This is a genomic window from Rhizobium sp. 57MFTsu3.2 (assembly GCF_012932765.1).
Classification (GTDB): domain Bacteria; phylum Pseudomonadota; class Alphaproteobacteria; order Rhizobiales; family Rhizobiaceae; genus Rhizobium; species Rhizobium altiplani.
In genome coordinates, this window is sequence record NZ_JDWI01000003.1 from 183,250 (window position 1) to 202,273 (window position 19,024).

Consider the following 19,024-nt stretch of genomic DNA (forward strand, 5'->3'; position numbering starts at 1 on the left):
AGAGAGCGACGTCAGGACAATCGCCCGAGATGAAAATGGCCGCCTCTTGGGCGGCCATTTCATTTGTTCCTTGAGTGTGGCTTAGCCCAGTCGCCCTGCGGCGTGAGCAAGCATCGTATAGACCTTGCCGGTATCCGAGGTCAGATAGGACTGCGTGATCGTCTTGTCGCGATCGCCGCGGGAAACATCAGAAAGGAGCTTCTCGAAATCGGCGATATAACGATCGACGGCGGTGCGGAACTCCGGCTCGCGATCATACTTGCGCTTGATCTCGTCGAAGGTCTGCTGGCCCTTCAGCGTGTAGAGGCGGCGCGTAAAGACGTCCCGTTCGCCACGCTGGTAACGACGCCACAGATCGACCGAAGCGTCATGATCGATTGCACGCGCGATATCTACCGAAAGCGAGTTCAGCGACTCGACGACGTGGCGCGGATTGCGGCTATCGGCCGTGCGGGCAGGTGCCGCCGCGGCAGCCTCGGCGCGTGGGGCTGGTTGCCGTGCTGGAGCTTCCTCGGCGGTCTCATCGCGCGATGCACCACGCAGGAGGTCGCTGATCCAGCCGCCGCTTGCCGGGGGAGCGGCAACGGGGGCGCGCTGCGGCGTTGCGGCTGCATGCGTCAGGGAGCCACGCAGACCGAGGTTCTCGATCGGCGAGGGTGTTGTTGCCGGAGCCGGGGCGGGGGCTGCGGGAGGGGTGGGCTGGGGCGCCTGCTGGGTAACGGCCGGCTGAGCCGGGCGTGGCGCAGGCTGAGGCTGAGGAATGGCCCGCGGCGCAGGCTCGGAGATCTCCAGTTGCTGCGTCGAGCGGCCAACGATGTGCGAGATGTCCTGCAAAGCCTTGATCTGCTCGGCAACGGCGCGGCGCATGGCAGCAGCGCTTTCCTTGGCCTCTTCCGGAAGATCGAATGCACCGCGTTTCAATTCGCTGCGGGTCATGTCGAGTTCCTTGCGGATATCGCCGGCCGAGCGGCGGATCTCCTCGGTGGCGCCGGAGAAGCGGGATACTGCCTCCTCGACTGCCTCGCGAAGCGACTCGCGCATGGTCTGGGCAGCGCCGTCGGATGCACGACCTGCCTCGCCCAGCATACGCTCGACTTCCGACAGGGAGGCCGTCAGGCCGCCACGCAAGCGGCTGGAAAGCTCGCTGGAGCGACGTTCGGCGTTGCCGAAGGCGCCGTCGATTGTGGCATTTGCGTCTTCGCCGGCCTTGACGATCGCAGCGCGCATCGTTGAGGCGGCTTCCTCAGCCCGCTTTTCGGTTTCGGAAAGAACGCGGCCGATGTCGGAGAACGAGGATTGCACGCTTTCGCGCAGCGTTCCGCTGACCTGGTTGGAGCGCTGTTCGGCGCGGTCGAATGCGGATTCGACCATGCCGCCCAGGGCACGCATCGTCCGTTCGATTTCCTCGGAGCGCTGGACGAGTCCCACGGAAAGGTTCTGGAGGGCGCTTTCGCGATCCTCGAGCGTTGACACGAGGTTGGATTGAGCGGCTGCCAGCAGGCCGGATGCCTGGCTGAGCACCTTGGAGTGTTCGTCGAACCGGCCGATGATACCGCCGACCTGGGCAAGCGTCTGGCCCGAAATGTCCGAGAGGCGGTCGACCTTGCCTTCGAGCAGGCGCGTCGAGGCAGACACCATTTCGGCGGCCTTCTGGGCAGACTCGGTGAAGCGCGACGTCGTATCGCCGAGGCGGCCATCCACTGCCGCGAGATTTTCGGCGGCACGGCTCATCACCTGGCCCATAGCTGAGCTGTTGTCCGACAAGCGTTCGATCAGCTTGTTGACGTTGGCAAGCAGGCTGTTTTCCATCGCGTCGACGGCCGAGGATGCGCTTTCGGTCCGTGCCGTGATTGCGTTGACGAGCGCCTCATTCTCACTGCGCAGGCGCTCGGTGCTGCGTTCCGTCGCTGTCGTAATGCGCGCGGCGGCGTCCTTGCCTGCTTCGGCATAGCGGTCGATCAGCGGCCGCGCCGTCTCCTCGAGAATGCGCGACAGCTCCGTGGAACGACCGGACAGCATCGAATTGAGCTCGCGGGTGCGATCGTCGAGCGTCGAGCGGATGGCGTCGCCACGCGCCTCGAGCGCCTTTTCGACATTGGTCAGCGTCGAGTCGATTTCGCGCGTGCGATCCTCGAGGTTCGAACGGATTGCATTGCCACGTGCTTCCAGAGCACGTTCGACGTCTGCCATGGTTGAGGTAATTTCCTGACTTGCGTCGGAAATCGTCGTGCGGATACCGGCACCATGGTTTTCGAAAGTCGCTTGGGCGTCGCCGAGGGCGCGGGAAATGGCGCCAACCTGGCCACTGACGAGGGTCTCGGCTTCGGCGACCTTCTTGATAATGGCATTGCCGGCTTCCGAGAAAGTCTGGGCAACGGCGGCTGCCTGGCCGGCCAAACGGTTCTGGGCGTCGGAGACGCGGCCGACGATCTGCTCGGAACGCTCTTCGATCGTGCGGGCGAACTCGTTGCTCTTGGCGTCGAGGCCTTCGGCAAACTGCTGGCCGGTGCGGCCTAGGTTTTCGGCGGCGCGGGCTGCTTCGTCGTCGATGCCCTTCGTCGTCTCGGCGACGGCGCTGCGCAGCGAAGCGGCGAGCCCGGCAGCCTTACCTTCGATCGTGCGATTGACGGCGTCGAGGCCGACTGTGAGGGCCCGGTCCATCGTGGACAGGCGCTCCTCGATGCGGACGCTGCCTCGTTCCATCGCCTCGTCGATGCTGACCGTACGGGAGTCGATCTCCGAGGTGAGGTTGGCGGTGCGGCGATCGATCGTTTCGGTAAACTTCGTGGCGCTGTCGTTGATCGCCGCAGCGATACGGTTCGTTGCGTCTTCGCCGAGCGTTCCGAGGCGGGAAATGCCGTCGGACAAAGTGCTGGAGAGGCGACCGCCAGCGGCGTCGACCTGCTCGGCCACGCCGCCGACGCCGTCACGGATGCGGTTTTCGAGGGCGGCAAGGCCGGCCTCGACGCGCGAGCCGGTTTCCGCAAAGCGGCCCGTCATGCCCTCGATCGACTGGTCGAGCTGTGAAGAGAAGGTCTCTGCCGAACGTGAGATCTCGCCAGCAGCCTCCTGGAAACGGCCGGCGATGTGACCGGTGCTGTCGCGCAGGCGGTCTTCCAGGGCCCGGCCACTGTTGTCGATCGCCTGGCGAAGCGAGACTTCATGGTCTTCCAGGGACATTTCCAGCATGCCGACGCTGGTGGCAATCGAGGCGCTGATCGTCGTCGCCTGATCGGAGAGCGTATCGCTGATACGGCTGTGGGCGTCGGTGAGGGCGAGGTTGATAGCCTGCTCGCGATCGGCCAGCGTCGAACGGATGCGTTCATGGGCCGAGTCCAAGCCGCTTTCGATGCGCGTAGCGGCATTGCCGGTCAGGGCTTCGAAACGATCATGCGCAGCCGCAAGACCGCCTTCGATGCGGGCGGCAGCGTCGCCGTGCAGTGTTTCCAATTTCTGATGCGCATTGCTGAGGTTGTATTCGATGCGGGCCGCGGCGCTGCCAGCCAGCTGCTCGATCCGATCGCTGCCGCTCGACAGCGTGCCGGCAAGCGTCGATGCGTGTTCGTTCAGGGAACGCTCGAGGCGCTCCTGGCTTTCCGTGTAGGCGCTGCGGATGGCGTCCGACTTGTCGACGAGGGCGCCGGCAACCCGGGACTCGGCGCCGGCCACGGTGTCGAGCAAGGCGTTGGTGCGGGCTTCCAGTGCATCGTCAAAACGGCTCTGGCTTTCTCCGAAGGAGATCGCGAGCGCCATGGCCTTCTCGTCCAGCGTATCCGAGAGGCGGTCCTGGACCGTAGCAATCGAATTCGCGATGGTATCGACGCGCCGGGCAAGCGCCTCGTCGATGCGGCTATGACCTTCGTTCAACGATACCGTAAGCGCCATGACACGGTCATCAAGCGCCTCGGTGATCCGGTCGTGCCCGCCGGCAAGCGAGTTGCTGATCGTTTCGGCGTGATGGCCGAGCGTGTCTTCAATGCGCGACTGGCCTTCGTTGAGGGAGATGGCGAGGGCCATTGCCTTGTCATCAAGAGTATCGGCGAGCTTCTCATGGCCGCTGGCGATCGAAGCGGCAATCGCTTCCGCACGCTTGGCGATCGCATCCTCGAAGCGGTTCTGGCTCTCATCCAGCGAGATGGCCAGCGTCATGGCCTTGTCGTCGAGTGCGTCCGCAAGGCGCTCATGGCTGCCCGAGACGGCGCTGATGATTGCGTCCGAGCGGCTTGCCAGGGTGCTCTCAAAGCGGTCGTGGCTGTCGGCAAGGGCGGCAGTCAGCGCGCCTCCGCGATCGGTCATCACGCCGTCGATCCGCTCATGCGCGGAATCGAGCGCGTGCGTGATATCGGCAGCGCGCTTGGAGATCATCGTGTTCAGATCGTCGGCGCGGCCGAAGGCCGAAGTAATTTGCTCGGTGCCCGCGGAGACGGCAGAGCTGAGATCGGAGGTCGTGGACAGCAATGTTTCGCGGAACTCTGTCGCGCGTGCGGAGAGATTATTGTGGAGTTCCGAGGTGCCCGACGCAAGCGCCAGGGAGATTTCGGACGTGGCGTGGCTCAACGCCGAGGTCATGCCTGTCGTGTGGGTATGGATAGCCTCGGTGACCTCGGAGACCTTGCCTGCCAGCGAGCTTTCCATAACTTCCTGGCTGGTCGCGAGGGCAGTGGCCAGTGCGAACGATTGATCGGTCAGCGACGCGCCAAGGCGTTCGATGCTCGAGCTCAAAATGCCGTTCAGCGACTCCGAACCGCCGGTCATGGTGTCGTTGATGCGGTTGAGGCTCTCCATGAGCTTCGTGTCGAGCGAGCCGGCACGCTTGTCGAAGGCATTGGCGAATTCCGCGACGCGGTCATCGAACGAGGTCGAGAGCTGCGCGACAGTCGCTTGCAGCCGTTCGTCAAAGAAGCCGGAACGAAGGTCGAGATCCATGATGGTGTCGTCGACGCTCGACTGCAGGCTCTGGCGGAAGGTCGAACCCTTCTCGTCGAGCGCGCTGTTGAGCTTGGAGAGAACGTCATCAAGCGTGGTGCTGATCGTGCGCTCGCCACCAGTCAGGCTCTCGTTGATCTCGCGGGTGCGGGCGATCAGGATTTCGTTCAACTGGCGGGCACGGTCGTTCAGCGCGGCGTTCAGCTTCTCTGCGTTGCTGTCCATCGTGGACGCACGCGTCTCGAACTGCCGAAGGACAAGCTCTCCATGCTCGCTCAGGCTCGACGCCAGGGTATCCAGCCGCGTGTCGAATTCGTTGGTGAGCGCGAATCCGGAGGAGGTGAGCGTCTGCAGCAGTGAATCCGTCTTTGCCGCAAGCAGCGTGCCGAGCGACTGGATGGCCGATTCCGACTTTTCGGTGATCGCCGCGGCGCGCGTGTCGATCATCGAGGCGAATGCTTCGCCCGAGGTCGCAAGGCGTATCGCGATCTCTTCCGTGGCAAGAGAGAGGTCTTCCTTGAGCTGATCATGCACGCCCGAGATCGACGTGCGGATACGCTCAGCGTGGTTGACGATCGCTTCGCGCTCCGACCCGAGTTCATGGACGAGGCCGCGCACGCGCAATTCATTGTCGGCGTAGCTGCGCTCGAGGGCGTTGACCTCGGAGTGGACGAGGGTTTCAAGCTCCGAAGCGCGTGCGATGGTGCGTTCGATGCCTTCGTTCATCGCCGAGACTTCGCGGCGAACGGCCTGGCCGACCGTCATGATGCGTTCGGAAGCGACGGTCTCGGGCTCGGAGAGGCGAAGCGCAACTTCGGCCATGGAGCGTGCTGCGTTGCGCATGTCCTGGGCGCGCGCCATCATGACGGCAAAGGCATAGAACAGCAACACCGGCACGATGATGCCGATGAGGCCGGCAACAATGCCCGGAAGAGCCAAAAGATCGGCGAGCGAGCGGATCTGCCAGATCTGCGGCGAATAGAGCAGGGCCATGAGGCCGAGACCGCCGACGATCCAAAGCAGCGACACAATGGTTGCGTTGCGAACAGCCGATCGGCTGGAGCCGGTCTCCAGGGACTTGAGAAGCGTAGCCGGCGATATGCGGTTGGCGTCGTTGGCGGCGAAGGACGGGGCGCGAGACGGCTGCTCGGGCTGGCGAGGCGTATTGGCGGGGCGCGCGCGCTCCTTGGAGCCTTGTTGATTGCGGGCACTCGGAGTTTCGGACAATTTGGCCTCCGGGGCGTCGGTCTTGCCGTTGCGAGACAGCGTATCGTCTTCTCCGAAGTCGATCTGGAGCGCCTCGTCCAATGCCTTGAACGCCTTGTCCTCGATCGACTCGCTGTACTTGTTGTTCGCCATTTACGTTACGCCTCGTTACATCCCAGCCGGTTCAACAACGCCTCGGGCTTCCCGCCGAGCCCGCACAAAACCTTAGCCTCTGAGCCCGCCCGTCCACATTGCCGAGGACGGATAAGCATATCATTTCAGAGTGGATAGCTGCTTTTTCATACAGACGGTATCAAAACACTACCATTATCCACTTGGCGAGCAAAGGCAGGTACCGGAAAGCTCGCCCAGTAGTATCGTAGTGACACATCCGGGACTGCTAGACAATTAACGCAACCGCTCAAATTCCCGGATAATAAGGTCTTGTTAACATGATTTAATAAAAGCGGGCCTTTGAAACCAAAGCGTTAGAGACGTTTAGCTGGCGTTAACCATACCTCAAGAAATCCGCCCTGAATGTGCCGGAATTTAACGCGATGGCCACTCGGTGCCCGCACTTTTGTGGAAGTCGGCATGGACGACGGAGGATTGGCACATGGCAGCAGTCAGTATTGCGTTTGCGGCGCCCGACATTTGCAAGGGACCTCGGCCTTCGCAGGAGCGTCCGGTAGATCTGGTGCATCTGGCAAACCAGACAATGGGCGACAAGAGCCTGGAAATCGAAGTTCTGCAAATGTTTGCGCGTCAGGCGCGGGCCTGCCTGCAGGAAATATCGTCCGGTGACGCCAAGATCGTTGAAGCCGCGGCCCATCGCCTCAAGGGAGCGGCCGGAGCGGTCGGGGCGTTTCGCGTCCATGCGGCTGCCGAGGCGCTTGAGGGCAATTGCGGCGACGCGGCCAGCATGGCGGCGGTCGGTATTGCCGTGATCGAAGCGGAGAATTTTATCCTCAAGCTTTGCCGCTGAGTTCTATAAATCTGACGGAATAGAGGCCCGCTGATCCATTTCGGTGCAGCGGGTCTTTTTGTGACCGCCGGCATGGCGCATTTTGACAAGCGCGTCGCTTCTCAATCTGTGATGAAGGACACCGAGCGGTCGATGTTGACTGCCTCGGCGATTTGTTGGAAGAAAAAATCCAAACCCTCCCATTGACGACCACCGGAAATCATCATGCCCAAACTGACCATTGTCGCCTTCGACGGCACGCGCTTCGATCTTGATGTCGATCAGGGATCGACCGTTATGGAAAATGCCGTGCGCAATTCGGTACCAGGTATCGAGGCCGAATGCGGCGGCGCATGTGCCTGCGCGACCTGTCACGTCTACGTCGACGACGAATGGACGGAACGCGTCGGCTCGCCTGAGGCGATGGAAGAGGACATGCTCGATTTCGCCTTTGACGTGCGTCCGACGTCGCGCCTCTCCTGTCAGATCAGAATGAAGGCGGCTCTGGACGGGCTCATCGTTCACGTGCCCGAGCGGCAGGCCTGATTCCACCACAGTCCAAAAAAAGCCTCGCTTGCCGTTAGACGAGCGAGGCGAGGTAGGCGCATTACCTGCGGACGAGGGAGGATCATCCGCGGCTTCGCAACGCGCCAGGAGAACCCAGGAGCGAAAGTTCGGGCTTACGGACCTGAACTTTCGAATGTTTGAATATTACCGCGTTATGGTTGATTTAGCTAGACCGAGAAATAACCACTAAATCACTGGGGCGATTGCGGTTTCGCACAAGTTTTGTTACGCGGCTAACCTTTTGTGATCGCGTTAAGCTTGAGAATCAGCTACCTTGCGCCGCCGGATATTTTAATCCGATCGTTCAGAAGTCTCATCATTCGACTTTGAAAATTGACGGCTTCGATTCGGTCGAATCGGGCCTGCAACCTGTCGTGCTCATCGATGCCGCGGGTCGATACGTCGGTGACGAGCTCCTGCATACGCTCGCAGCTGCGCTGCGGTGGAAGCGCGAGGATCTGCTTTTCCATGACACGCGCCTGGTTTCGCGCGATCTCTGCATGGCGCTCCTCGTGCCGCTTGATGTCGCTCGCAAGTGCATCCCAGATGATCGACAACTGCTTGCTGGCACCCTTGCGGTCGGTCCAGCGGGGCAGGATTATCTGCGTATGGACGGTGACCTTGGCGCTGGAGACGCGGCAGCGCCCTCCGGCCTGAACATAGGTCGCATCGCCGCCGAAGCGGATCTTGGTCGCACCCGGGTGGCGGGCGGACGAGCCACTGGCCGTCGGCCCGTTGATGCTCAGTTGCTGGTCGAGTTGGTCCGCGGTTTTGCCCTTGATGGGAAAATAGGAATAGCTTCGCGTCGCGATTACGGTGGCGGCAGCTGGGCTGCACGCCGCTACGGCCATGGAAAAGCCGAGGAGGAGGGGCATATAACGCGGTACGGAATGCATTCTGCAGATACTCATGTTGAAGTTTGCCGGAGCTTGGGGCATAGCCACGGCCAGTGCAAGATCATGGGCGCCTTTTTCGATCGATAGGATGAATGCCGTTGGCACAGCTTGAGAGCAGTTTCTGGCGCGTCGGGCATGGCCGCGAGATCGAACTGGGCGCGCGCGCCGTCCTTATGGCGATCGTCAACGTGACACCGGATTCTTTCTCGGACGGCGGGCGATACGAGACGGTCGATGCGGCCGTGACGTATGCGCTCCAGGCGGTAAGCGATGGCGCTGAGATCATCGACATTGGCGGTGAATCGACGCGCCCCGGCGCAGACGTCGTCACTCCGCTGGAAGAGCAGGCCCGGGTGCTGCCGGTGATCGAGGCGTTGCGCGGCAAGACCGATGCCTTGATCTCGATCGACACCTATCGCGCTGAGACCGCCCGGCTTGCCGTCGCTGCAGGCGCGCATGTAATCAACGACGTATTCGGGTTGCAGAAGGAGCCGGAGGTGGGAAGGATCGCAGCCGATACCAGTGCGGGACTGTGCCTGATGCATACCGGCCGCGATCGGGAGAAGCTTCCGGATGTGATCGGAGACCAGTTCTACTTCCTGGAGCGCTCGCTCGCGCTCGCTTCGGCGGCCGGCGTGCCCAAGGATCGCATCGTACTGGATCCGGGCTTCGGCTTTGCCAAGGATATACAGGAGAATGTGGAACTGATGGCGCGTTTCGGAGAACTGCGCCGCTTGGGGTTGCCGCTGCTTGCCGGCACGTCGCGCAAGCGTTTCGTCGGCGCGATCACAGGTCGGGAAGCCGCCGATCGGGATGTGGGAACGGCTGCGACAAGCGTATTGTTGCGTTTGGCGGGGGCTAGCATTTTTCGTGTACACGATGTCGCAATCAACAAGGACGCTTTGGCCATCGCCGATGCTATGCTCGCGGCGCGCTATAGCTTTGAGCAGGGACAATTGGCATGAGCACCACCTACACCATCACGCTTCAGAACTGTGCCTTCTTTGCCCGCCATGGCGTTCACGACGAAGAGGAGTTCCTCGGCCAGCGCTTCTTTGTGGATGCCGAGCTCGACGTCGTCGCTGGCGACGCCCTGGAGAGCGATTCCATCAATGACACGGTCAATTATGGCATTGCCTTCACCGTGATCGAGGAGATCGTGACGGGCAAGCGTCGCTATCTGATCGAGGCGCTTGCGCTTGATATCGCCAAAGGGCTGTGTTCGAAGTTTCCGCAAATCAAGCGTGCAAAGATTACGGTGCGCAAGCCGAACGCGCCGGTGCCGGGCGTTCTGGATTTCGTTCAGGTGAGCGTCGAACACTTTGCCTGAGTCCACTTTCAAGACGGCAACACTCGGCCTTGGCGGCAATCTCGGCGAGCCTGTGCACGCGATGGCCGTGGCATTGAGGGCGCTTGACCAGCGCTCCGATTGTCGTGTGGTAGCCGTGTCGCGGCTCTATCGGACGCCGCCATGGGGAAAGACCGACCAGTCCTATTTCTTCAACGCTTGTGCTGAAATCCAGACAACGCTTGGCCCCGAGGCGCTTCTCGACGTCTGCCTCGATATCGAACGGGCGATGAAGCGCGAGCGTATCGAGCGGTGGGGGCCGCGAACGCTCGATATTGATGTCCTGACCTACGCTGATGTGGTGCAATCGGCACCGCGGCTTGAGCTACCGCACCCGCGCATGAAGGACCGTGGCTTCGTGCTGATGCCGCTTGCCGATTTTGCGCCTGACATGCTTGTCGAAGGAACAACCGTTCTCGAGTGGCTGGCGAAGGCCGATGTGCAGGGGATCGAAGTGGCCGATCAAAGCAGCGCTTGGTGGCATATCGCCTGAAATGCAAAAGCGGCGGAAAATCCGCAGGAAAATCCGCCGCTTTTGGAATGTCTGGGTTGGAACGCTATTCGACAGAGCCGACCGTGATTTCGTCGACCTGGCGCGTCAGCGTCAGGCCGATGACGGGGATCATCTGGCTTTCGACCTTGACCGAAACGGTGACGTTCATGGTCTTGTCGTCACGGACACGGGCGATCATGGCGCCGTTGAGCTTAGAACGATTGAGGCCGACGACGACGGTATCCTGTGTGACAGCACCTGACACGACGTCGAGCCCCTTGCCTTCGGCGCCGTCAAGAAACTTCCCTTTGTAGGAACTCCCCGACTGGGTGATGAGCGCGGTCATCGGCTGCTTGAAGACGCCGACCCTGCAGCTTCCGTCGAGCTTGATGCCAGCTCCTCCGGCGCTCACTGGTTCGCCCACCAGATTGCAGGTGAATTTCGTGCCTTTGTACTTTCCGGCAACGATCTCGCCGGGACCGCGCCAAGTGCCGGCGACAGACTCGAAAAACGCTTTGTCACGTGTCGCCGCAGTCGCCGACGAAGCCATGTCGGCGGCCGGTGACAACGCCACCGCAGCCAGGCCGAAAAGAAGAAGAAACTTGCGCGAATACATGGATTTTCCCTAGCGACACCATCGCTTAACTAGGTTCAAGTTTTGCCGAAGAATGGTTAATGCTTGGTTTCTTTTAGGCCGAAAAGCAATGAGCAGCAAGTAATTCCGCGGCTCGCAGAGGACGGCGCGGAATGTTAGTGCGTTGAATTCTTGACGAGTATTTTGGTGCAGCGCTTCTGCCACGGCAGGCGCGACGAAAGTTTCAATTCTCAGGAATTCTTGTCGCGCGCTGTCATGGACGGTGTCAGGTCCCCGATGAAATCGCCGATTCCCGGACGTTTCAGCGCGTGAAAAGAAAGGGGACGGCAAAGATCCATCGCCGCGATCCCGATGCGGGCCGTCATCAGGCCGTTGATGACGCCTTCGCCGAGGCGCGCCGACAGCTTCGACGCCAATCCATGGCCAAGTACCTGCTGCACGAGGCTATCGCCGACCGCGATCGAGCCGGTCACGGCGAGGTGCGCTAGAACATCACGCATCAGCCGGATCATGCCCAGCGTTCCCGGCCGGCCGCCATAAAGATCCGCCATGGCTCGGACAAGCCGGGCCGCCTCGTAGAGCACGTACAGGAGATCGACGATCGCGCGCGGGCTGACGGCGGTGACGATGGAGACGCGTTTCGAAGCGTTGACGATCAGGGCCCGTGCCTGCCGGTCGAGCGGTATCAGAAGCTCGCGTTCCGCGAGGGCGATGAGATGCGGTGCGTCGATGATGTCGCCTTCGGCCGCCTTCAACGTGGCCCGGCCCTTCGCCGTCTCCGGCTTTCCGGAGAGCAACGATTCCAGCCGCTTGACCAGCGCACGTGCCTTCGCCGGCTTCGTCTCCACCATGGCGGCCTCAGCTTCCGCCTTGATTTCTTGCACGGCCGCCAACCGCATCATGCCCGCCGTTTCACGAACGACGATGGCAATCACCGCCAGAATGCCGATTGCGAGCGCTCCAAGGGCCGCATAGCCGAGCCAATCCGCGCGGCTGAAAAGATTGCGGATGAGGCTGTCGGTCCAAAGCCCGAAGGCGAGGGAGAAGAGAACGCCGAAAGCGGCGGCAGCGATTTTCGCGAATGAGGTGCCACGCTTGCGCGGCAGCGCGACAGCAATTGGAGGGACATCCTTTTCGGGGTTGAGGAATGGATCGTCCTCGTCGGCGGTCAGCACGACATCGTCCGTGAAGCTACCGGGCTTTCGCGGGCTGTGTTTGGTCGTGACAGGCGTGGAGGGCGTGTCCTCCTCGTAGGAGAAGGCGGCCGGCGCGCGCTGTGCGGGGTGTTCGGAGGGCGGCTTGATCATGCGAGGCGATCTCCGAACAGAAACTGCATGGCACGGTCGAGGCGAATATGCGGGACCGAAAGCTTTATGCCGCCACCGGTCTCTTCGAGGTGCGGCGGCCGAAAACGCACAACGCTGACATCGGGCAGCACGATATTTTCTCCGGATTCGATACGCTCGAACAGGTTCTCCGGGTCTGCCGGCAGGTCGCCCGGAAAGATTGCCGTCTTCTTGTGGCCGTCAAAGCTCTCTCCACCGATAGTCTCGCCTGCCATCGGTGTTCCGACGATGACCGGGAGGTCATGGCCGTCGCGTTTCACCGTCGCTTCGCGCGTGGCGCGGACCGAAGCCAGTGCCATGACGTCGATTCCCGCGCCTGTGACACCAATGCGTTGGACGGCACGGTCGACCAGGCGGCGGGTGAGGGCGTCGAGCCGGTCATGGCTTTCATGGTGCAGGTGGTCAGCTTTGGTTGCGGCGACAAGGACGCGATCGATACGGCGGCCAAGCAGCGACGTCAGCCATGAGTTCGTGCCCGAGCGGAAGCAGGCCAGAACGTCCGTCAGGGCGCGTTCGAGGTCCTGCACGGCCTCCGGACCACGGTTGATGGCTTGCAGCGCATCGACGAGGACAATCTGCCTGTCGAGACGGGCGAAGTGTTCGCGAAAGAAGGGCTTCACGACGACGGATTTGTAGGCCTCATAGCGTCGTTCCATCATCGCCCAAAGCGATCCCTTTTGCGGCTTGGCTTCCGGCGTGAGTGCAAGCGGCGCGAAGGTCAGGGCAGGAGAGCCGTCGAGATCGCCGGGTAGCAGGAAGCGGCCAGGCGGCAGCGTGGAAAGCGAGCGTTCATCGGCTTTGCAGGCTTTCAGATAATCGGCAAAAGCGGTGGCGAGGTCGCGAGCCCGCATTTCGTCTGCCGGGGCGTTGCTATCTGTGGCGCGTGTAAGGGCAAGCCAGGCGCGTGAGAGTTCCGCACGAATGCCCGTTCCGGCCAAGGCGATCGTCTCTTCGCAAAACGTCCGATAGTCCTTTCCAAGCAACGGAAGGTCAAGAAGCCACTCGCCTGGATAATCGACAATGTCGATCGACAGGCGGCCGGGCGAGAAGAGCCGGTTCCAGCCGCTGGCGCTCTGGTATTCGAGCGTAATGCGCAGTTCAGAGATTGCTCGCGTCGAATCGGGCCAAACGCGGTCCTTCACGAGTGAGCGGATGTGATCTTCGTACTGGAAGCGCGGCACGGCATCATCCGGCTGCTGCTCAAGACGCACCGCCGAGACACGACCTGACTGCACTGGCTCGAAGAGAGGCAGCCGCCCGCCGTGCAGCAGATTGTGAAGCAGCGAGGAAATGAAGACCGTCTTGCCGGCACGCGACAAGCCAGTGACGCCAAGGCGCACCGTGGGATTGATGAGGCCCGATGCCCGGTCCGCGAAATTGTCCAGGGCGATGCGCGCGTCATCGGAGAGGGAGGTCAGGCTGGGCGGCAAGGCGGAGTTCCGGTTTCTAATCGTGACAAGCCATATAGGAAGGGCAGATCGACGCGAAAAGACGTTCCGCGAAAAGACCTTAGTCGATCACGAAATCAACGAGCTGCCAGCCTGTCAACTCGCTGTCATAGTCCAAAACCGCAAGTCCGGCAGTCGGAAAGCCTGTCGGCAGTGCCTGATGGAGCGCCTCGTGACCGATCAGCGCTTCAAGCGTCTGCTCCATGGTCGGATTGTGGCCGACAAGCATGACAGAGCCGAGCGCCTCCTGGGCGTCGATGATCTCGAGGTAGATATCAGGCGATGCATTGTAGAGTTCATCGACGAATCGAAGCTCGAGCGTGGAGCCCATGGCCCGATGCACCGCGTCGGCAGTATCGCGGCAACGCGCTGCCGTCGAGCTCAGAAGCAGATCCGGCCGGTACCCCTTGTCCGCCGCTTTGTCGGCGATGAGCTCGGCGTCTGCATAGCCTTTCGCGTTCAGGGGACGGTCGAAATCACGCTGCCCGGGTGTTGCCCAAGCGGCTTCGGCATGCCGCAGCAGATAGATCCGGGAGGGTGGAGGCGTGATTGCAGCCATAGGAAAATCCACGTCGAAGGGACTTTTTCAGTAGCGGGTCGGCGGCACGCACGTCAACCGCAGCGCCAGGTGTTGCGGCCAAATCCGGGTAGGAAAGTGCGGAGTTACCGGGAGGCGAATAGGCGTTCGGGGGAATAGTGATGAGAAAATAGTCTGTTAGCTCAAAAATATGACAGATTTAAAAAACTGTTTACCTAGCGTATTTGGCTTGAATCACCAGTAGTGCTCGCGATATACACCCGCCACATGAGATCTGCTTCAGGAGAATCGCGTTGAGTGAGAAGATCGATCTTAGCAACTACGTACCCTCGGAAGAGGAAGAGTTCATGAACGGCAATCAGCGGGCTTACTTCAGAGCCAAGCTGGTCGCCTGGAAGAATGACATCCTCAGAGAGGCGCGCGAAACCCTCGACCACTTGGCCGAGGAAAGCGCAAACCACCCGGATCTTGCTGACAGGGCATCGTCCGAAACCGACCGGGCCATCGAACTGCGCGCCCGCGATCGCCAGAGAAAGCTGATTTCCAAGATCGACGCAGCACTGCAACGTATCGAAGACGGCACCTACGGCTATTGCGAGGAGACCGGAGAGCCGATCGGGCTCAAGCGGCTTGATGCTCGACCGATTGCGACGCTGTCTATCGAGGCTCAAGAGCGGCACGAGCGGCGGGAAAAAGTCTACCGGGACGAATAAGTCCCTACATACCGACAACAAAAAGGGCACCGCGACGCAAACCGTGGTGCCCTTTTTGTTTTGTTCGGTTGATCCGCTACTTGTCGCGGTTAACGCTCATCTCGCCGAAAATGCGTGCGACTTCGTTTTGAAGAGCGGCATCCGCGCCGGTGAGCGGCGCCATTTCAGGATCGCGGCGAGGCTGGTTGCCTGACGCCGGACCGGGTTTTGCGGCGGGCGCCTGTGGCGTCGGCACAATACGCTCGGCGGCAAGCGTGCTCGTCATTTCCTCTTCGAGAATGCGCTGGAAGTCGCTCGGCTGCGCGGCAGGCGCCAGCGTGCCGACCTCGACGAACGCCGATGACGGCTGTGCGGGCGCGGGAGTGCTCCGGACGGAAGGCTGCGTCACCTGCGGCTCGATGCGCTGCTGCGGCAACACGCGTTGACGGGCGGAATCGAGGATGTCTGCCGCGGCCGAGGCTTCGATCGGGGCTGGTGCCGGTCGCGGTTCAGGACGCGGGTCGAAAGACGGCGCTGGGCGTGGGGCACGCTCACGTTCGGCGATGACGGGCGCAGGCGAGGCGGGAGTCGCGACCATGACCGGTTCTGGCCTGGCTTCGATCGGCGCACGTTCGGGCACGTAGGGTTCGGATGGCGTATGACCGCGGACCGGGGGCACATACTGGGATTCGGTCGGTACGATGTGAACGGGCGCCGGCGGCTCTGGCGCTGCCTCGAGCTGTGGTGGCGCGATAGGGGCGGGAGCCGGCGCCACCAGGGTTGGGGCTGGTTGAGCATTTGCCTCGACCGGTGCGGACTTGTCGGTGGCCTCACCAATCCTGCTCTCGATGACGATATCGGTCGGCCCGCCGATCATGATCAGATGCTCGACGTCATCCCGACGGACGAGGACGAGGCGGCGGCGCGCATCGACGGCGGCTGCATCGAGGACCTGCAGCCGTGGTTGGCGGTTGCGGCCCCCCCGAAGGAAGGGCGAAGGTGCGCGGTTACGCATGAACCAGAGCACGACGATCAGCAGTAATAGAGCTATGCCAACGCCGCCGGCGGCGAGAAGGAAGCGGCTCCCATAGGCTCCCATGAGATCATCGAACATCTTGGCTTACTCCCTTCGCGGTTTTGAACCACATGGCGACTTTTACCACTTCGTAGACAAGTCGTGATGGCCTTGTCCAGTCATGCCAACCCGAAGTGGAATTCGAACATGCTTTCTTAACAACGCATTTTAATGGCGAAATTGGCGCTCTTCGTTGTGAATTCAATCAGTCTTCACAGAGAGCAGTGTTTTTGCGGAGACCGCAAATTGGTAAGAAGGAAAAGGCGCCTGATTCCTGCTTTGTCTCCTTGTTACGAGTGAAGCCCGGCAGGCCATGCGAGGGAATAGATGACGAGACCGCGTCAGGCCGACGATTATAGCGAACCGCTCTTGGACCGCGGGGGCCGCACGGGAACGGCTTTGCGGATCATCCTGCTGGCCCTTGTGCTGATCGGCGCAGCCGCGGCGTTCGTCGTTTTCAAGAGTTCTCTCGACAACGAAATGGTGCTCGGCGTTCTCGGCGTGCTTGCCATGGTCGGGATCTTCTTCCTCGTGTCGTCGGTGATCGGCTTTATCGAAGTCATGCCGCAGCGGCAGTCCGACAGCCTGGCGCGGGCATTTTTGAACAGTCACCCCGACGGCTCTCTCATCACCGACGACAAAGGCCGTATCGTTTATGCGAACGCGGCCTATGGCGAGTTGACGGGCGCTCGCAAGTCGACGGAAGTTCAGACGCTCGAAGCGCTGCTGTCGCGTCATCGGGAATCGAACGAGGCGCTCTATCGCCTTTCCAACGGGCTTCGCGAAGGCCGGGAGGGGAGCGAAGAATTCCGCCTGCTGCGGTCCCTGGGCCCCTCGACAAACGGTTCCGGAGCGCATTGGTACCGCCTGAAAGCACGGACCCTGCAGAGCGAGGAGATCGGACGCAAGCCGCTCCACATTTGGCAGATCAGCGACATTACCTCCGAGCGCGACGATCAGGAGCGGTTCTTCAAGGAACTGCAGAATGCGATCGACTATCTCGACCACGCACCAGCCGGGTTCTTTTCGGCCGGCCGCAAGGGAGAGATCTTCTACCTCAACGCAACGCTGGCGGAATGGCTTGGCATCGATCTTACCAAGTTCGTTCCGGGTTCGGTCACGATCGGCGATTTTGTCGCGGGCGAGGGGCTTGCGCTTATTCAGTCGGTGCAGGCCGATCCGGGCCTGAAAAAGACGGTGACGCTCGATCTCGACTTGAAGAAGATGAACGGCCAGAGCCTGCCGGCGCAGATCGTCCACAGCGTGACGTCGATGCGCGATGGCGCTCCTGGAGAGAGCCGGTCGATCGTACTGACGCGGCAGAAGAGCGGCGAGAACGATCAGTCCGCCTCGGCCGCCGCGATGCGATTCACCCGCTTTTTCAACAACACGCCGATGGCGATTGCCTCGGTGGATGGGGCAGGCAGGATCCTGCGAACCAATGCCCCATTCCTGAAGCTGTTTTCGGGTATCGTTTCCCGAGATGATGTCGAGAACGGCGCGCTGCTCGAAGTCATTGTGCAGGACAGCGACAAATCCAAACTGCAGCAGGCGCTCGCGGCGGCGAAGGACCGCCAGGGCGATATCCCGCCGATCGACTCGCGCACGCCAACCGATGAAGCACGCCATTTCCGCTTCTACGTCAACGCGGTGATCGACCAGAGCGACGAGACGCCGGAAGAGGCGGCGATCGTCTATGCCGTCGAGGTGACTGAGCAGAAGGCGCTCGAAGCGCAGATGGCGCAGACGCAGAAGATGAATGCGGTCGGCACACTCGCGGGCGGGATCGCGCACGACTTCAACAATGTCCTGACCGCGATCCTGTTGTCCTCCGATCATCTGCTGCTGCAGGCCCGGCCGGCGGACCCTGGCTTTGCGGATCTGATGGAAATCAAGCGCAACGCCAATCGCGCGGCCGTGCTCGTGCGGCAGCTGCTGGCGTTCTCGCGCAAGCAGACGATGCGGCCGACGGTGCTCAATCTCACCGATGTGGTTGGCGACCTCAGGATGCTGGTCGATCGCCTGCTGTCCGGTACCAACGTAAAGCTCGACGTCGAGTATGGCCGTGATCTCTGGCCTGTGAAGACCGACCTGTCGCAGTTCGAGCAGGTGCTGATAAACCTCTGCGTCAACGCGCGAGATGCGATGCCGCAGGGCGGGAAGCTGACGCTTCGCACGAAGAACGTGACGGCGGCAGAGGTGGCGGCTTTCAACTATTCCTACATGCCGCATGAGGACATGGTCCTCATCGAGGTCTCGGACAACGGGACCGGCATTGCGCCTGAGATCATGGACAAGATTTTCGAACCCTTCTTCACGACGAAGGAAGTGGGCAAGGGAACGGGCCTTGGCCTCGCGATGGTTTACGGCATCGTCAAGCAATCGGGCGGCTACATTCAGCCGGAGTCGGAAGTTGGCAAAGGCACGACGTTCCGCGTCTTCCTGCCGCGCCACATTGTCGAGCCAGCGGTTGCCGCGGAAGGCGATGCCGCCACGCCTACTATCGGCACACCTGCGGAACAGGCGCCCGCCGCGGTGGAGCAGCCCGAGGATCTGACAGGCTCGGCTGTGATCCTGCTGGTCGAGGATGAGGAAGCGGTGCGTCGCGGCGGCAAGCGCATGCTTGAGACGCGCGGCTATACGGTTTACGAGGCCGGGTCCGGCGTCGAGGCGCTCGATATCATGGACGAGCTCGAGGGTAAGGTCGACATCGTCGTTTCGGATGTCGTGATGCCGGAGATGGATGGTCCATCGCTGCTGCGCGAACTGCGCAAGAACTATCCGAACCTGAAATTCATCTTCGTTTCAGGCTATGCCGAAGACGCGTTTGCCCGAAACCTGCCGCCGGATTCCAAGTTCGGCTTCCTGCCGAAGCCGTTCTCCCTCAAGCAGCTTGCCGTCGTCGTCAAGGAGACGCTGGACAGTTAAGG

The 19,024-nt window shown here is 61.5% G+C and carries 14 protein-coding genes; 7 read left to right on the plus strand and 7 right to left on the minus strand.

Annotation, left to right across the window (positions count from 1 at the left end; translation table 11 throughout):
• Positions 1-81 precede the first annotated feature (81 nt).
• Positions 82-6,285: a hypothetical protein gene (locus AF71_RS05025; RefSeq protein ID WP_169680254.1), complete on the minus strand. Its 6,204-nt coding sequence runs from the start codon at positions 6,283-6,285 to the stop codon at positions 82-84.
• A 463-nt stretch (positions 6,286-6,748) separates the two neighbouring features.
• Here AF71_RS05025 and AF71_RS05030 point away from each other — a divergent pair, with 463 nt between their 5' ends.
• Both AF71_RS05030 and AF71_RS05035 read left to right on the plus strand, forming a co-directional pair.
• Positions 6,749-7,117, plus strand: a complete 369-nt coding sequence (locus AF71_RS05030) for an Hpt domain-containing protein (protein WP_062370807.1) — start codon at positions 6,749-6,751, stop codon at positions 7,115-7,117.
• 204 nt (positions 7,118-7,321) lie between these two features.
• Positions 7,322-7,642, plus strand: a complete 321-nt coding sequence (locus AF71_RS05035; RefSeq protein WP_169680255.1) for a 2Fe-2S iron-sulfur cluster-binding protein — start codon at positions 7,322-7,324, stop codon at positions 7,640-7,642.
• Positions 7,643-7,932: 290 nt separating this feature from the next.
• Here the strand turns inward: AF71_RS05035 and AF71_RS05040 are convergent, their stop codons facing one another.
• Positions 7,933-8,559, minus strand: coding sequence for a DUF922 domain-containing protein (locus AF71_RS05040; protein WP_018854843.1), 627 nt, complete (start codon positions 8,557-8,559; stop codon positions 7,933-7,935).
• 98 nt (positions 8,560-8,657) lie between these two features.
• Between AF71_RS05040 and folP the strand changes: the two genes are divergently transcribed.
• From folP to folK, 3 genes are read left to right on the plus strand one after another with little or no spacing between them, the layout of a single operon-like run.
• Positions 8,658-9,524 (plus strand): dihydropteroate synthase, encoded by an 867-nt coding sequence (folP, locus tag AF71_RS05045; protein ID WP_025661681.1) that lies wholly within the window; start codon positions 8,658-8,660, stop codon positions 9,522-9,524.
• Positions 9,521-9,889: a dihydroneopterin aldolase gene (gene folB / locus AF71_RS05050; protein WP_007792223.1), complete on the plus strand. Its 369-nt coding sequence runs from the start codon at positions 9,521-9,523 to the stop codon at positions 9,887-9,889. The genes folP and folB overlap by 4 nt, the downstream gene beginning before the upstream one ends.
• Positions 9,882-10,400, plus strand: a complete 519-nt coding sequence (gene folK / locus AF71_RS05055; RefSeq protein ID WP_169680256.1) for a 2-amino-4-hydroxy-6-hydroxymethyldihydropteridine diphosphokinase — start codon at positions 9,882-9,884, stop codon at positions 10,398-10,400. The genes folB and folK overlap by 8 nt, the downstream gene beginning before the upstream one ends.
• A 64-nt stretch (positions 10,401-10,464) precedes the next feature.
• Here folK and AF71_RS05060 read toward each other — a convergent pair whose 3' ends face one another.
• The 4 genes from AF71_RS05060 to AF71_RS05075 all read right to left on the minus strand — a co-directional run bounded on the left by AF71_RS05060 (position 10,465) and on the right by AF71_RS05075 (position 14,348).
• Positions 10,465-11,016: a hypothetical protein gene (locus AF71_RS05060; protein WP_018854846.1), complete on the minus strand. Its 552-nt coding sequence runs from the start codon at positions 11,014-11,016 to the stop codon at positions 10,465-10,467.
• A gap of 209 nt (positions 11,017-11,225) precedes the next feature.
• The gene (locus tag AF71_RS05065) at positions 11,226-12,302 is read right to left on the minus strand and encodes a TIGR01620 family protein (protein ID WP_018854847.1); all 1,077 of its coding nucleotides are present in this window, start codon (positions 12,300-12,302) and stop codon (positions 11,226-11,228) included.
• Positions 12,299-13,771 carry a YcjX family protein gene (locus AF71_RS05070; protein ID WP_169680257.1) on the minus strand — a complete coding sequence of 491 codons (1,473 nt, stop codon included), beginning with the start codon at positions 13,769-13,771 and terminating at the stop codon, positions 12,299-12,301. Before AF71_RS05070 ends, AF71_RS05065 begins: the two co-directional genes overlap by 4 nt.
• Before the next feature lie 79 nt (positions 13,772-13,850).
• Positions 13,851-14,348, minus strand: a complete 498-nt coding sequence (locus AF71_RS05075) for a histidine phosphatase family protein (RefSeq protein ID WP_018854849.1) — start codon at positions 14,346-14,348, stop codon at positions 13,851-13,853.
• Positions 14,349-14,620: 272 nt separating this feature from the next.
• Here AF71_RS05075 and dksA point away from each other — a divergent pair, with 272 nt between their 5' ends.
• Entirely contained in the window at positions 14,621-15,040 is a 420-nt protein-coding gene (dksA, locus tag AF71_RS05080) for an RNA polymerase-binding protein DksA (RefSeq protein ID WP_007532954.1), read from the plus strand.
• A 76-nt stretch (positions 15,041-15,116) separates the two neighbouring features.
• Here dksA and AF71_RS05085 read toward each other — a convergent pair whose 3' ends face one another.
• Positions 15,117-16,133, minus strand: a complete 1,017-nt coding sequence (locus AF71_RS05085; protein ID WP_169680258.1) for a flagellar biosynthetic protein FliO — start codon at positions 16,131-16,133, stop codon at positions 15,117-15,119.
• 288 nt (positions 16,134-16,421) lie between these two features.
• On the opposite strand from AF71_RS05085, the gene AF71_RS05090 reads away from it, so the two are divergent.
• A complete protein-coding gene (locus AF71_RS05090) occupies positions 16,422-19,022 on the plus strand; it encodes a PAS domain-containing sensor histidine kinase (RefSeq protein WP_169680259.1) in 2,601 nt (866 codons plus the stop codon).
• The last annotated feature ends 2 nt before the right edge of the window (positions 19,023-19,024 follow it).

What these genes read in the sequence shown, in the direction of transcription:
- AF71_RS05025 (WP_169680254.1), bottom strand. Translation starts at nt 6,285, where the DNA reads ATGGCGAACAACAAGTACAGCGAGTCGATCGAGGACAAGGCGTTCAAG.
- AF71_RS05030 (WP_062370807.1), top strand. Translation starts at nt 6,749, where the DNA reads ATGGCAGCAGTCAGTATTGCGTTTGCGGCGCCCGACATTTGCAAGGGA.
- AF71_RS05035 (WP_169680255.1), top strand. Translation starts at nt 7,322, where the DNA reads ATGCCCAAACTGACCATTGTCGCCTTCGACGGCACGCGCTTCGATCTT.
- AF71_RS05040 (WP_018854843.1), bottom strand. Translation starts at nt 8,559, where the DNA reads ATGCATTCCGTACCGCGTTATATGCCCCTCCTCCTCGGCTTTTCCATG.
- folB (WP_007792223.1), top strand. Translation starts at nt 9,521, where the DNA reads ATGAGCACCACCTACACCATCACGCTTCAGAACTGTGCCTTCTTTGCC.
- AF71_RS05060 (WP_018854846.1), bottom strand. Translation starts at nt 11,016, where the DNA reads ATGTATTCGCGCAAGTTTCTTCTTCTTTTCGGCCTGGCTGCGGTGGCG.
- AF71_RS05065 (WP_018854847.1), bottom strand. Translation starts at nt 12,302, where the DNA reads ATGATCAAGCCGCCCTCCGAACACCCCGCACAGCGCGCGCCGGCCGCC.
- AF71_RS05075 (WP_018854849.1), bottom strand. Translation starts at nt 14,348, where the DNA reads ATGGCTGCAATCACGCCTCCACCCTCCCGGATCTATCTGCTGCGGCAT.
- AF71_RS05085 (WP_169680258.1), bottom strand. Translation starts at nt 16,133, where the DNA reads ATGTTCGATGATCTCATGGGAGCCTATGGGAGCCGCTTCCTTCTCGCC.
- AF71_RS05090 (WP_169680259.1), top strand. Translation starts at nt 16,422, where the DNA reads ATGACGAGACCGCGTCAGGCCGACGATTATAGCGAACCGCTCTTGGAC.